The organism is Pseudomonas sp. B6002, from assembly GCF_013385985.1.
Taxonomy (GTDB): domain Bacteria; phylum Pseudomonadota; class Gammaproteobacteria; order Pseudomonadales; family Pseudomonadaceae; genus Aquipseudomonas.
In genome coordinates, this window is sequence record NZ_JACAOY010000023.1 from 185573 (window position 1) to 198757 (window position 13185).

General features: G+C 60.7%; 13 protein-coding genes. 10 read left to right on the forward strand and 3 right to left on the reverse strand.

Annotated features, from left to right (window positions below; genetic code table 11):
- Nucleotides 1-218 precede the first annotated feature (218 nt).
- Nucleotides 219-773: a tetratricopeptide repeat protein gene (locus tag HX792_RS24615; protein WP_176998516.1), complete on the forward strand. Its 555-nt coding sequence runs from the start codon at nt 219-221 to the stop codon at nt 771-773.
- 128 nt (nt 774-901) lie between these two features.
- On the opposite strand, the gene HX792_RS24620 is transcribed toward HX792_RS24615, so the two are convergent.
- A complete protein-coding gene (locus tag HX792_RS24620; RefSeq protein WP_003194436.1) occupies nt 902-1228 on the reverse strand; it encodes a DUF1820 family protein in 327 nt (108 codons plus the stop codon).
- Between the two features lie 131 nt (nt 1229-1359).
- Between HX792_RS24620 and miaB the strand changes: the two genes are divergently transcribed.
- The 5 genes from miaB (at nt 1360) to lnt (ending at nt 6795) form a co-directional block, all read left to right on the forward strand.
- The gene (gene miaB / locus HX792_RS24625) at nt 1360-2688 is read left to right on the forward strand and encodes a tRNA (N6-isopentenyl adenosine(37)-C2)-methylthiotransferase MiaB (RefSeq protein ID WP_176998517.1); all 1329 of its coding nucleotides are present in this window, start codon (nt 1360-1362) and stop codon (nt 2686-2688) included.
- Nucleotides 2689-2925: 237 nt separating this feature from the next.
- Nucleotides 2926-3930, forward strand: coding sequence for a PhoH family protein (locus HX792_RS24630; protein WP_176998518.1), 1005 nt, complete (start codon nt 2926-2928; stop codon nt 3928-3930).
- Nucleotides 3923-4381, forward strand: coding sequence for an rRNA maturation RNase YbeY (gene ybeY, locus HX792_RS24635; RefSeq protein ID WP_176998519.1), 459 nt, complete (start codon nt 3923-3925; stop codon nt 4379-4381). Before HX792_RS24630 ends, ybeY begins: the two co-directional genes overlap by 8 nt.
- A 42-nt stretch (nt 4382-4423) precedes the next feature.
- Nucleotides 4424-5263, forward strand: a complete 840-nt coding sequence (locus HX792_RS24640) for an HlyC/CorC family transporter (protein ID WP_176998520.1) — start codon at nt 4424-4426, stop codon at nt 5261-5263.
- A gap of 8 nt (nt 5264-5271) precedes the next feature.
- Nucleotides 5272-6795 carry an apolipoprotein N-acyltransferase gene (gene lnt / locus HX792_RS24645; RefSeq protein ID WP_176998521.1) on the forward strand — a complete coding sequence of 508 codons (1524 nt, stop codon included), beginning with the start codon at nt 5272-5274 and terminating at the stop codon, nt 6793-6795.
- A gap of 120 nt (nt 6796-6915) precedes the next feature.
- On the opposite strand, the gene HX792_RS24650 is transcribed toward lnt, so the two are convergent.
- Both HX792_RS24650 and HX792_RS24655 read right to left on the reverse strand, forming a co-directional pair.
- The gene (locus HX792_RS24650; RefSeq protein ID WP_176998522.1) at nt 6916-7677 is read right to left on the reverse strand and encodes a YdcF family protein; all 762 of its coding nucleotides are present in this window, start codon (nt 7675-7677) and stop codon (nt 6916-6918) included.
- A 114-nt stretch (nt 7678-7791) separates the two neighbouring features.
- Nucleotides 7792-8109, reverse strand: coding sequence for a hypothetical protein (locus HX792_RS24655; protein ID WP_176998523.1), 318 nt, complete (start codon nt 8107-8109; stop codon nt 7792-7794).
- A 261-nt stretch (nt 8110-8370) separates the two neighbouring features.
- Here HX792_RS24655 and leuS point away from each other — a divergent pair, with 261 nt between their 5' ends.
- From leuS to arfA, 4 genes are all read left to right on the forward strand, one after another.
- Nucleotides 8371-10977 (forward strand): leucine--tRNA ligase, encoded by a 2607-nt coding sequence (gene leuS, locus HX792_RS24660; protein WP_176998524.1) that lies wholly within the window; start codon nt 8371-8373, stop codon nt 10975-10977.
- Between the two features lie 88 nt (nt 10978-11065).
- Entirely contained in the window at nt 11066-11671 is a 606-nt protein-coding gene (gene lptE, locus HX792_RS24665) for an LPS assembly lipoprotein LptE (protein WP_176998525.1), read from the forward strand.
- Between the two features lie 39 nt (nt 11672-11710).
- Nucleotides 11711-12748, forward strand: coding sequence for a DNA polymerase III subunit delta (holA, locus tag HX792_RS24670; protein ID WP_176998526.1), 1038 nt, complete (start codon nt 11711-11713; stop codon nt 12746-12748).
- Nucleotides 12749-12962: 214 nt separating this feature from the next.
- Entirely contained in the window at nt 12963-13127 is a 165-nt protein-coding gene (gene arfA, locus HX792_RS24675; RefSeq protein ID WP_071489899.1) for an alternative ribosome rescue factor ArfA, read from the forward strand.
- The last annotated feature ends 58 nt before the right edge of the window (nt 13128-13185 follow it).

The following is a 13185-nucleotide window of genomic DNA, read 5'->3' on the forward strand; positions in this document are numbered from 1 at the left end:
ATGGAGTCTGACGTTGCCCTAGGCAGCGTCAGATTTGCTACTTTGCTTACAGAGATTTCCTGCATTTTTCGAGAAATCACCTGCAATCCGGCAGATAACTTGCCCACGCAGCAGAAAAACGAGTAAAGACTTTGTAAGCAGAGGCCTGCTTATTTCATAATGCGCGCTTATTGGACCCCCGAGGGTCCGCGTGCCCCGTCAGAGGTAAGTCGATTCCCATGAAACGCACCGGCCGCACCCTGGTTCTGGGCTGCCTGTTGCTCCTTCAGCCGCTGCTGGCACATGCACAAGCAGGCGGCAACTCGTTGTTAATCCCAGCGATGGGTCGTTGCACCCTCAATACCCAGCCAGACAGCCAGGCCGAAGCCCTGAGCGCGTGCCAGAAACAGGCCGACGGCGGGGATGCGCAGGCGCAATACGAGTTGGGCGAGTACTACCACGACAGCAAGAACCCCGCCCGCGACCTCAACAAAGCCTTGAGCTATTTCGAGAAAGCCTCGTTGCAGGGCCATGCCCAGGCGCAATTCGAGCTGGGCAACATGTTCTTCAAGGGCGAAGGCGTGCCAGCCAACAACGTTCAGGCGTATATCGTGCTGAAGATGGCCGCGGTCAACGGCGCTGAAGATGCGCTGGACACTGCCGACGAAGTCGCCGAGCACATGCAGCGCGATGAACTGGAAGTGGCCACCCAGGTGCTGGGCCAGATTTTCCGTAACTACTTGCAAGAGTTGCAGAGTGCCGATGGGCGTTCGCCCTTCTCACCCCTCCCCTGATTTCAGCTAAACCCTTCTACCGCTATCGCTGGCAAGCCAGCTCCTACATTTGACCGAGTTCCAACGTTGGAATGCATTCAAATGTGGGAGCGGGCTTGCCTGCGAAGGCCGCGACGCGGTCTAAAGCCTTACTTCTCAGGCATTGGCATCGGGAAAGGCATCACATTGCTGGTGCCCCGGGCCTCGCTGATCTTCGGCGTACCCAGGCGCTCCACTTCATCGATGCGCACGATCGAATGCATTGGCACAAAGCTGCGCACAACGCCTTCAAACTGAGCCTTGAGCTTCTCTTCGCCCGGGTCGACGACCAACTGGGTGCGCTCGCCAAAGACGAACTCTTCCACCTCCAGGAAACCCCACAGATCGCTCTGATAGATCTGCTTGGCGTACATTTCGAACACCTGGCCCTGGTTGAGGAAAATCACCTTGTAGATTGGAGCTTCACGTTTGGTCATGGTGGGCGAATAACACATCGGGGATATAAAAGAGGGCGCGAACTATAGCATGGCACCCGATGCACAACGCTAGGAACCAATGGGCATGCCCCCTATAATGCGCGGTTCTTTACCACCAGTTGACGATTCCCATGGCCAAGAAGCTTTACATCGAAACCCACGGTTGCCAGATGAACGAGTACGACAGCTCGCGCATGGTCGATCTGCTGGGCGAACACCAGGCCCTGGAAGTCACCGCCCGCGCCGAAGATGCCGACGTAATCCTGCTCAATACCTGCTCGATCCGCGAGCGGGCCCAGGACCGTGTGTACTCCCAGCTGGGCCGCTGGCGTGAATTGAAACTGGCCAACCCGGACATGGTGATCGCCGTCGGCGGTTGCGTGGCCAGCCAGGAAGGCGCCGCCATCCGCGACCGCGCGCCCTATGTCGACGTGGTCTTCGGCCCGCAGACCCTGCACCGCCTGCCGGAAATGATCGACGCCGCGCGCATCAGCAAGTTGCCGCAGGTGGACGTGTCGTTCCCCGAAATTGAAAAATTCGACCATTTGCCCGAACCGCGCATCGACGGCCCGAGCGCCTATGTGTCGGTGATGGAAGGCTGCAGCAAGTACTGCACCTTCTGCGTGGTGCCCTACACCCGTGGCGAAGAAGTCAGCCGGCCGTTTGACGACGTGCTGTCGGAAATCATCCACCTGGCCGAAAACGGCGTGCGTGAAGTGACACTGCTGGGCCAGAACGTCAACGGCTATCGCGGCCTGACCCACGACGGGCGCCTGGCCGACCTGGCGGAGCTGATCCGCGTGGTGGCGGCCGTGGACGGTATCGAGCGCATCCGCTACACCACTTCGCACCCGCTGGAGTTCTCCGACAGCCTGATCCAGGCCCACGCCGAAGTGCCAGAGCTGGTCAAACACCTGCATTTGCCGGTGCAATCGGGCTCGGACCGCATCCTGGCGGCGATGAAGCGCAACCACACGGCGCTGGAGTACAAATCCAAACTGCGCAAACTGCGCGCCGCCGTGCCGGGTATCTGCATCAGCTCGGACTTTATCGTCGGCTTCCCGGGTGAAACCGAGAAAGACTTCGAACAGACCATGAAGCTGATCGAAGACGTCGGTTTCGACTTCTCCTATTCCTTTGTCTACAGCCAGCGCCCGGGTACGCCTGCGGCCGATTTGGCGGACGAGACCCCGGAAGCGCTGAAAAAAGAGCGCCTCAATGCACTGCAACACCGCCTGAACCAGCAAGGGTTCGAGATCAGCCGACAAATGGTCGGGTCGATTCAGCGCATCCTGGTCACCGACTATTCGAAAAAGGACCCGGGCGAGCTGCAAGGCCGCACCGAGAACAACCGAATCGTCAACTTCCGTTGCGACAATCCAACCTTGATCGGCCAGTTTGCGGATGTACACATCGATGCGGCGCAACCCCATTCGCTGCGCGGGTCACTGATCAACTGACACAAACGCTCTGACTACAAATGAAGATCAAATGTGGGAGCTGGCTTGCCTGCGATAGCGGTGTAACAGACAGCCTCTATTTTGGATGTGCCGGCCTCATCGCAGGCAAGCCAGCTCCCACAGGGGTTCTTCATTGTTATTGAGATCGAGGCCAGCCGATTTAAGTGCTTTCGCACACAAGCAGCTGGCGTTATTCTCTCTTTCACCTCAACAGCCAAAGGGCGGCTAAAAGCGACCTTGAACGCACCCATTGCAGAACCCCATCGTTTTATCCTCGAGCCCTTTGAGGCTCGCCGTTTCGCCAACCTGTGCGGACAGTTCGACGAGCACCTGCGCCTGATCGAACAACGCCTGGGCATCGAGATCCGCAACCGCGGCAATCAGTTCGAGCTCATCGGTGAAACCCAGCCCACAAAATCGGCAGAAAACCTGCTGCGCCGCCTCTACCGCGAAACCAAGGGCAGTGAGCTGTCGCCGGAAACCGTGCACCTGTACTTGCAGGAATCGGCCGTGGAAGACCTGGCCAACAACCCGGTGGCCGAAGCCAGCGTGGCCCTGCGAACCAAAAAAGGCATGATTCGCCCTAAGGGCTTGAACCAGCAGAAGTACGTCAAGGCAATCCTCGGCAACGACATCAATTTCGGCATCGGCCCAGCCGGTACCGGCAAGACCTACCTGGCCGTGGCCTGTGCAGTGGATGCCCTGGAGCGCGAGCAAGTGCGCCGCATCCTGCTGGTACGTCCGGCGGTCGAAGCGGGTGAAAAACTCGGCTTCCTGCCCGGCGACCTGGCCCAGAAGATCGACCCGTACCTGCGCCCGCTCTACGACGCGCTGTACGAGATGCTTGGTTTTGAATACGTGGCCAAGTTGATCGAGCGCCAGGTGATCGAGATCGCTCCGCTGGCCTACATGCGCGGTCGCACCTTGAGCAACAGTTTCATCATCCTCGACGAAAGCCAGAACACCACGGTCGAGCAGATGAAGATGTTCCTGACCCGTATCGGGTTCGGCTCCACGGCCATTATCACCGGCGACATTACCCAGGTTGACCTGCCCAGGGGTACCAAGTCGGGCCTGGGCCATGTGATTGAAGTGCTCAAGGACGTACCGGGCATCAGTTTCACGCACTTCTCGCCGAAGGACGTCGTGCGCCACCCGCTGGTGCAGCGCATTGTCGAAGCCTACGAGCGCTTCGAGCACCGTGACGACGCCCCCGCCAAGGATGTGCGCCACGATGCTTGAGCTTGACCTGCAAGTCGCCTCCGATGCACCCGCCCCCAGCGAAGAACAGTTCCGCCAGTGGTGCGCCCTGGCCCTGCGCCAGCGCACCGCCGACTCGGAACTGACCATTCGCCTGGTAGACGAGCCCGAAGGCCGTGAACTGAATCACACCTGGCGCCAAAAGGATTACGCGACCAACGTGCTGTCCTTCCCCGCCGACGTACCGGATGAGTTACTGGATATCCCGCTGCTGGGCGACCTGGTGATCTGCGTACCGGTGGTGGAACGTGAAGCCAAGGAACAAGGCAAGGAACTTGAGGCCCACTGGGCCCATCTAGTCATCCACGGCTGCTTGCATCTCTTGGGTTACGACCATATAGACGATGACGAAGCCGAGGAAATGGAAACACTGGAACAAACGTTGCTTGCAGAATTGGGTCATCCGGACCCGTATGCGGACGACGAAGCTTAAAAAACACTCAACTGTAACAATAAAGGATTCAGAGTAATCGCTATGAGCGAAGACCGATCGAGCAACGGGCAGAAGTCATGGCTGGGTAAATTGACCCAGGCTTTTGCCCACGAGCCGAAAAACCGCCAGGAGCTGCTGGAGCTCCTGCGCGAGGCCCATCAGAACAAGTTGCTGGACAGCGAAGCGCTGGCCATCGTCGAAGGCGCCATCCAGGTGGCTGACCTGCAGGTTCGGGACATCATGGTCCCGCGCTCGCAGATGATCAGCATCAAGGCGAACCAGACCCCACGGGAATTCCTCCCGGCCGTGATCGACTCGGCGCACTCGCGCTACCCGGTGATCGGCGAAAGCCATGACGACGTCATGGGTGTCCTGCTGGCCAAGGACCTGTTGCCGCTGATCCTCAAGGAGAACGGCGACAACTTCAACATCAAGGACCTGCTGCGTCCGGCCACCTTCGTACCTGAATCCAAGCGCCTGAACGTGTTGCTGCGCGAGTTCCGCGCCAACCACAATCACATGGCCATTGTGATCGACGAATACGGCGGTGTAGCCGGCCTGGTCACCATCGAAGACGTACTGGAACAGATCGTCGGCGACATCGAAGATGAGCACGACGTCGAAGAAGACAGCTACATCAAGCCGCTGCCCAGCGGTGATTTCCTGGTCAAGGCGCTGACGCCGATCGAGAACTTCAACGAGTTCTTCGACAGCGAATTCTCCGACGATGAGTTCGACACCGTGGGCGGTCTGGTGATGAGTGCGTTTGGCCACCTGCCAAAACGTAACGAAACCACCGAAATTGGCGCGTATCGCTTCCGCATCCTGAATGCCGATAGCCGTCGTATTCACTTGATCCGCTTGACCCCTATTGCCCGCTAAGGAATGACATGCAGCGCCTAACCCGCCCCGGCTGGCCCGGTAATTTGCTGGCCGTGGTGGCCGGCGCCATAACCACCCTGGCGCTGGCGCCGTTCGACCTGTGGCCGTTTGCACTGGTGGCGGTCGGCCTGTTCTATGTCGGATTGCGGGAACTGACACCACGCCAGGCCCTAGGCCGTGGCTGGTGCTTCGGTTTCGGCCTGTTTGGCGCCGGCACCAGTTGGATCTACTACAGCATCCACCACTTCGGCGGCGCTTCGGTGTTGCTGGCCGGTTTCCTGATGCTGCTGTTTACCGCCGCCATTGCCTGGTTCTTCGCCCTGCCCGCCTGGCTGTGGGCACGCTGGTTGCGGCGCAATGAGGCGCCGCTGGCCGATGCGTTGACCTTTGCAGCGTTGTGGGTAGGCCAGGAAGCGTTTCGCGGCTGGTTCCTCACCGGTTTCCCGTGGCTTTACTCCGGTTACAGCCAGCTCGACGGCCCTCTCACCGGCCTCGCGCCATTGGGCGGTATGTGGCTGATCTCCTTCGCGCTGGCGCTGACCGCCGCCGTGCTGTGCAACCTGCCGCGCCTGCTGGCAAGCAAGCGCAACGGTTTTATCGGCGCCGGCCTGATGCTGTTGGTAGCGCCGTGGGCGATTGGCCTGGCGCTCAAGCATCATGCCTGGACCACCCCGTCCGGCGCGCCGCTGAGCGTCGCCGCTATCCAGGGCAACGTCGAACAAAGCATGAAGTGGGACCCGGAACAGCTCAACGCGCAGTTGGCGCTGTACCGCGACATGAGCTTCAGCTCCAAGCGTGTCGACCTGCTGGTGTGGCCGGAAACGGCGGTGCCGGTGCTCAAGGAGTCGGTGGAAGGTTACCTGGGCATGATGGGCAAGTTTGCCGCCGACCGGCACACCGCGCTGATCACCGGCGTGCCGATTCGCCAGGAAGTGCACCATCAGAAGCGCTACTTCAACGGCATCACGGTGGTGGGTGAAGGCGACGGCACTTACCTCAAGCAGAAGCTGGTGCCATTCGGCGAGTATGTCCCCCTGCAAGACATGCTGCGCGGCTTGATCGCCTTCTTTGACTTGCCGATGTCGGACTTCGCTCGCGGCCCGTCCGACCAGGCAATGCTGCAGGCCAAGGGCTATCAGATTGCACCGTTCATCTGCTACGAAGTGGTGTACCCGGAGTTCGCCGCAGGCCTCTCAGCCCAGAGCGACTTGCTGCTGACCATCAGCAACGACACCTGGTTCGGCCGCTCCATTGGCCCGTTGCAGCACCTGCAGATGGCGCAGATGCGCGCACTGGAAGCCGGGCGCTGGATGATCCGCGCCACCAACAATGGCGTGACCGGCCTGATCAACCCCTTTGGGCAGATCACTGCGCAGATCCCGCAGTTCGAACGCGGCATTCTGTATGGCGAAGTGGTGCCGATGCACAACCTCACGCCGTACCTGCAATGGCGTTCGTGGCCGTTGATCATCCTGTGCCTGGGGCTGTTTGGCTGGGCGTTGCTGGCGGGGCGAATGGCCAAAACCGTCTAACTGACACACATACAACCAATGTGGGAGCTGGCTTGCCTGCGATGCAGACACCTCGGTGTATCAGATGCACCAGGGTGATGCTATCGCAGGCAAGCCAGCTCCCACATTTGCCCTACGGTGTTACTTGTAAAACAGCCGGTAACCCACCTGCCCCACCGCCTCATTGATCAACTGCCCACTGCGCCACACCGACACGAACTCCGGCATCCAGCCGCCCAGCGGCCGGGCGTTGTCCACGCCCAGGAAGCCTACCGGTGCTGGGACCACGGTGAACCCAGCCTTTTCAAAGCTCCACACCGACCGCGGCATATGCCACGCCTGGGTCACCACCACCACGCGCTTGATGCCTTGGGGCAATAGAATCTCAGCGCTCATTTGGGCGTTTTCCCAGGTAGTACGGCTGCGCTCTTCCTTCCAGCGCACGTCTACACCGAAATCATCCCTCATCGACACGGCCATCAATTCGGCTTCACTCGGCGGCGTGCCATAGTGCAACCCTCCGGTGGTCAGCACCGGCAGCCCCGACGCCTTGGCCAGCCGCGCGGCATACCGCTGACGCTCCAGCCCAATACCGGTGGGCTGGTCGCTGCCCCACGCCGGGTCGCCACGTTCACGCCCCGAGCCCAGCACCACAATCGCATCCGCCCGCTGGGCCAGCGTCGCCCACTCTTCACGGGCCAGCGGCGGCTCGGTCTCCAGCGCGTGCGCGCCCCATTGCACCACCACCGGCAGGCTCATCAACCACATCCCGCCAAACCCCACGGCAAAGCAGAAACCGGCCAGGCGCGACCGGCGCTTTCTGCACCACCAGGCAAACGCCAGCAACAGCAAGAAAATGCCAGGCGGCAAAAGCAATTGTTTAATGAAATAACGAATAGGCATCGGGCATCTCCATAGATGCCCGAAGCCTAGATGCAACGGGATTTAGCGACAATCTTTACCTACACTCTTTCTGTGACAGTACACAGTGAGAAGGCTAACGGGTAACGCTGTGCTTCACTTGCTCCGAACGGCTCGGAGCTTTTCCGGGCCGCGGCCGGCAGACAAGTCCTTCAGCCAGATCACCTTGGCCGAACGCGAGGGCTCTTGAGCAGGCGGGGAAGCCTGCGCAGGAGAGGCGCGGTGGTGATTCAATTCCAGGTAAACCTTGATCAGTTCAAGTTCTGCCTGGCTCAAGCCTCGCAACTCCAGCTCCAGAGGCCGCTCATCACGCAAACGGCCTGCGGTTCTTGCGGCATCCAATGCCCGACCCAATCGGTCGATCAGTCCCTCATACAACTGCGGTTTCGTTAAAGTTCGCTGCGATTCAACCATCCCCTCACCTCATTGAAGAAATACTTGCTCCCCACTAAACAGCGTAGTCCCCATGGCTGCGCATGCCTGGCGCCGCGACAGACGGCCCTGGCAGCGCAATCAGGGTTTCCCTCGATAGAGTGGGGTCATGTATGCTACGGCGCTTCCTGTAACTCCACTTCCCGCAGGGTTTGGGCACGGACGCGCCGCTTTTTGGTGTCGATGAACCTGAATGTTGCACCGAAGAGGATTAGGCCACCCCTATTCAGTTCAAAAGTAGCCATGCACGAACAATATCAGCCCCGTGAAATAGAAAATGCCGCCCAAACCTTCTGGGACGAGCAAAAGTCCTTTGAAGTCAGTGAACAGCCAGGCAAGGAGACTTACTACTGCCTATCGATGTTCCCTTACCCCAGCGGCAAGCTACACATGGGGCACGTGCGCAACTACACCATCGGTGACGTGATTTCCCGCTACCAGCGCATGCAAGGCAAGAACGTCCTGCAACCCATGGGTTGGGACGCCTTCGGCATGCCCGCGGAAAACGCCGCGATGAAAAACAATGTGGCCCCCGCCAAGTGGACCTACGAAAACATCGCCTACATGAAGACCCAGCTGCGCAGCCTGGGCCTGGCGGTGGACTGGTCCCGCGAAGTGACCACCTGCAAGCCGGATTACTACCGCTGGGAACAATGGCTGTTCACCCGCCTGTTCGAAAAAGGTGTGATCTACAAGAAAAGCGGCACCGTGAACTGGGACCCACTGGACCAGACCGTACTGGCCAACGAGCAAGTGATCGACGGTCGCGGCTGGCGTTCCGGCGCGCTGATCGAAAAGCGCGAAATCCCGATGTACTACTTCAAGATCACCGCCTACGCGGATGAACTCTTGTCGAGCCTCGACGACCTGCCGGGCTGGCCTGAACAGGTCAAGACCATGCAGCGCAACTGGATCGGCAAATCCAAGGGCATGGAAGTGCAGTTCCCGTACAACGTCGACTCGATCGGCGAAGCGGGCGCACTCAAAGTATTCACCACCCGCCCCGATACCCTGATGGGCGCGACCTACGTCGCCGTGGCCGCCGAACACCCGCTGGCCACCCAGGCCGCGCAGAACAACCCTGAGCTGCAAGCATTCATCGCCGAATGCAAAGGCGGCAGCGTGGCCGAAGCCGACGTCGCCACCCAGGAGAAAAAAGGCCTGCCAACCGGCCTGTTCGTCGAGCACCCACTGACCGGCGAGAAGCTGCCGGTATGGGTCGCCAACTACGTGCTGATGCACTACGGCGATGGCGCCGTAATGGCAGTGCCGGCCCACGACGAGCGCGATTTCGAATTCGCCACCAAGTACAACCTGCCGATCAAATCCGTGGTGCGCACCAGTTCCGGCGACACCAACCCAGCGCCGTGGCAAGACGCCTACGGTGAGCACGGCACCCTGATCAATTCCGGCGAGTTCGATGGCCTGGATTTCCAGGGCGCCTTCGACGCCATGGAAGTGGCACTGATCAAGAAGAACCTGGGCGCCTCGCGCACCCAGTTCCGCCTGCGCGACTGGGGCATCAGCCGCCAGCGCTACTGGGGCTGCCCGATCCCGATCATCCACTGCGAAAGCTGTGGCGACGTGCCAGTCCCCGAAGACCAACTGCCGGTCGTCCTGCCGGAAGACGTGGTGCCGGACGGCGCAGGCTCGCCACTGGCGCGCATGCCCGAGTTCTACGAGTGCAGCTGCCCCAAATGCGGTCAGCCTGCCAAGCGTGAAACCGACACCATGGACACCTTCGTCGAGTCGTCGTGGTACTACGCCCGCTACGCCTCGCCGCACTATGAAGGCGGCCTGGTGGAGAAATCCGCGGCCGACCACTGGTTGCCGGTCGATCAGTACATCGGCGGGATCGAACACGCCATTCTTCACCTGCTGTACGCGCGCTTCTTCCACAAGCTGATGCGCGACGAAGGCCTGGTGAGTTCCGATGAGCCGTTCAAGAACCTGCTGACCCAGGGCATGGTGGTCGCCGAGACTTACTATCGCCGCGAAGCCAACGGTGCCTACACCTGGTACAACCCGGCCGACGTCGAGCTTGAGCGCGACAGCAAAGCCAAGGTCATCAGCGCCAAGCTGATCGCCGACGGCCTGCCGGTAGAGATCGGTGGCACCGAGAAGATGGCCAAGTCGAAGAACAACGGTGTTGACCCGCAGTCGATGATCGACCAGTTCGGTGCCGACACCTGCCGCCTGTTCATGATGTTCGCCTCGCCGCCTGACATGAGCGCCGAATGGTCCGACTCCGGCGTCGAAGGCTCGCACCGCTTCCTCAAGCGCGTCTGGCGCCTGGCGCACGCCCACATCAGCCAAGGCTTGCCGGGCAAGCTGGACGTGGCCGCCTTGAGCGACGAGCAGAAAGTCATTCGCCGCAGCACTCACCTGGCCATCAAGCAAGCCAGCCAGGACGTGGGCCAGAACCACAAGTTCAACACCGCCATCGCCCAGGTGATGACCCTGATGAACGTGCTGGAAAAAGCACCGCAAGCCACCGAACAGGACCGTGCGCTGGTGCAGGAAGGCCTGGAAACGGTCACCCTGCTGCTGGCACCGATCACGCCGCACATCAGCCACGACCTGTGGAACCGCCTGGGCCACAGCGACGCCGTCATCGACGCACGCTGGCCGGTACAGGACGACAGCGCCCTGGTTCAGGACACCCTGCAACTGGTCATTCAGGTCAACGGTAAACTGCGCGGCCAGATCGACATGCCGGCCAGCGCCAGCCGCGAAGACGTTGAGGCGGCCGCCCGCATCAACGAAAACGTGCTGCGCTTTACCGAAGGCCTGACGATCCGCAAAGTGATCGTAGTGCCTGGCAAGCTGGTCAATATCGTCGCTAGCTAATCGGATCGGGCGCTGGGCCTGAGCCCTGCGCCGAACTAAACCTTTAGGGCCTCGATAAGGCCCACATGGTTTCAAGGGGAGCAACAAAATGATCAAACGCAATTTGCTGGTGATGGGCCTCGCCGTTCTTCTGAGCGCTTGCGGCTTCCAGCTGCGCGGCACCGGCACCGACGATCTGACGATCAAGGAGCTGGACGTCAGCGCCCGCGACTCCTACGGCACCACCGTGGTTCAGTTGCGTCAGGTCCTGGAAAACAGCGGTGTGCACGTTTATAACGGCGCGCCTTACAAGCTGTTCCTGGCCGATGAAAAAGAAACCCAGCGCAACCTGAGCTACGCCAGTGCCGGCCGCTCTTCGGATGTCGAACTGAGCACCGAACTGTTCTTCCAGATCCAGGGCCGTGATCATCTGCCGCTGATGGCGGACAAGATCCAGGTACAGAAAATCGTCACCCATGACGGCAACAACCTCGTGGGCTCGGATTCGGAAGTGATCCAGGTCCGCAAGGAAATGCGCCGTGAACTGGTGCAACGCATGGTCCTGCGCCTGTCGTTGTTCACCCCGCAACAGCTCGATGCCCTGCAGCAAACCGCCGACAACAAGGCCAAGGCCGATGCTGACGCGCTGAAAGCGGCACAAGAGTACGAAGACAACACGCCGAAACAGTCACCTGTTGAAGTTCCTGTCGAGTAAGCCCGACGGGGCGCCCCAGGCGCCCCGTTCGACCCGCCTATGAAACTCGCTCCCGCCCAACTCGCTAAACACCTGCAAGGTGGCCTCGCGCCTGTGTACATCGTCAGTGGCGATGACCCACTGCTGTGCCAGGAAGCCGCCGACGCCATTCGCAGCGCTGCGCGCAAGCAAGGTTTCGATGAACGCCAGGTGTTCAGCGCCGACGCCAGTTTCGACTGGGGGACGCTGCTGCAAGCCGGTGCGAGCATGTCGTTGTTTGCCGAAAAACGCCTGCTGGAACTGCGCCTGCCGTCCGGCAAGCCCGGCGACAAGGGCGCGGCGGCCCTGATGGAATACTGCGCACGCCCCGCCGACGATACGGTGCTGTTGATCAGCCTGCCCAAGCTCGACGGCAGTGCGCAGAAAACCAAATGGGGCAAGGCCCTGGTGGAGGGCGCGCAAACCCAGTTCATCCAGATCTGGCCGGTGGACAGCAACCAACTGCCGCAGTGGATCCGCCAACGCCTGTCCCAATCGGGACTGTCGGCGACACAAGATGCGGTGGAACTGATCGCCGCCCGGGTCGAAGGCAACCTGCTCGCTGCCGCCCAGGAGATCGAAAAGCTCAAGCTGATGGCCGAAGACGGCCAGATCACGGTCGAAACCGTGCAAGGCGCGGTGGCCGACAGTGCGCGCTTTGACGTGTTCGGGCTGGTGGATGCGATCCTCAACGGCGAACCGGCCCACGCCCTGCGCATGCTCGAAGGCCTGCGCGGCGAAGGCGTGGAGCCACCGGTGATTCTCTGGGCCCTGGCCCGGGAGCTGCGGGTGCTGGCCAACATTTCCCTGCAATACAGCCAGGGCACGCCGCTGGACAAGGCGTTCAGCCAGGCCAAGCCGCCTGTCTGGGACAAACGCAAACCCCTGATGAGCAAAGCGCTGCAACGGCACTCGGCGCAACGCTGGGCGCAGCTATTGCTGGAGGCGCAGCGCATCGATGCGCAGATCAAGGGGCAGGCGGCGGGTTCTCCATGGATGAGCCTGAGCCGGTTGTCGCTGCTGATGGCCGGCCAGCGTCTGGCACTCCCCGCCGAATAATGTCTCCCAGACACTGCATTCCCCTGTGGGAGCTGGCTTGCCTGCGATAGCGGTGTATCAGTCGCAGAGATGCAAGCTGGCCCACCGCTATCGCAGGCAAGCCAGCTCCCACATTTTGAGCGCATTTACAATTTCTGAGAGGTGCCAGCCTTTACAGCCGCCCAACTTCGGCAGATGATTTGCACCGCTCCACCCCACCCAGAGAGTACCGACCATGAGCAAAAAGCCATCCAAGCATGGCCCGAACAAGGCCAAATCCATCATCGCCCAGCCACTGTTCCGCAGCCGTCAGGAACGCGCCGGCAAGGGCAAAGGCAGCTACCGCCGCGAAGCCTTCCAGTCTAAAAGCTGGGAGGCTTCTTACTTTCTGGCTGCCTGAAGGCAAGCGCCCCTCCGGCATGATAAGGTCTGCACCTGATTTGTAATCCCTGGACCTG

What these genes read in the sequence shown, in the direction of transcription:
- HX792_RS24615 (WP_176998516.1), top strand. Translation starts at nt 219, where the DNA reads ATGAAACGCACCGGCCGCACCCTGGTTCTGGGCTGCCTGTTGCTCCTT.
- HX792_RS24640 (WP_176998520.1), top strand. Translation starts at nt 4,424, where the DNA reads ATGAGCGAAGACCGATCGAGCAACGGGCAGAAGTCATGGCTGGGTAAA.
- HX792_RS24620 (WP_003194436.1), bottom strand. Translation starts at nt 1,228, where the DNA reads ATGACCAAACGTGAAGCTCCAATCTACAAGGTGATTTTCCTCAACCAG.
- HX792_RS24650 (WP_176998522.1), bottom strand. Translation starts at nt 7,677, where the DNA reads ATGCCTATTCGTTATTTCATTAAACAATTGCTTTTGCCGCCTGGCATT.
- lptE (WP_176998525.1), top strand. Translation starts at nt 11,066, where the DNA reads ATGATCAAACGCAATTTGCTGGTGATGGGCCTCGCCGTTCTTCTGAGC.
- arfA (WP_071489899.1), top strand. Translation starts at nt 12,963, where the DNA reads ATGAGCAAAAAGCCATCCAAGCATGGCCCGAACAAGGCCAAATCCATC.
- holA (WP_176998526.1), top strand. Translation starts at nt 11,711, where the DNA reads ATGAAACTCGCTCCCGCCCAACTCGCTAAACACCTGCAAGGTGGCCTC.
- lnt (WP_176998521.1), top strand. Translation starts at nt 5,272, where the DNA reads ATGCAGCGCCTAACCCGCCCCGGCTGGCCCGGTAATTTGCTGGCCGTG.
- leuS (WP_176998524.1), top strand. Translation starts at nt 8,371, where the DNA reads ATGCACGAACAATATCAGCCCCGTGAAATAGAAAATGCCGCCCAAACC.
- HX792_RS24655 (WP_176998523.1), bottom strand. Translation starts at nt 8,109, where the DNA reads ATGGTTGAATCGCAGCGAACTTTAACGAAACCGCAGTTGTATGAGGGA.
- miaB (WP_176998517.1), top strand. Translation starts at nt 1,360, where the DNA reads ATGGCCAAGAAGCTTTACATCGAAACCCACGGTTGCCAGATGAACGAG.
- ybeY (WP_176998519.1), top strand. Translation starts at nt 3,923, where the DNA reads ATGCTTGAGCTTGACCTGCAAGTCGCCTCCGATGCACCCGCCCCCAGC.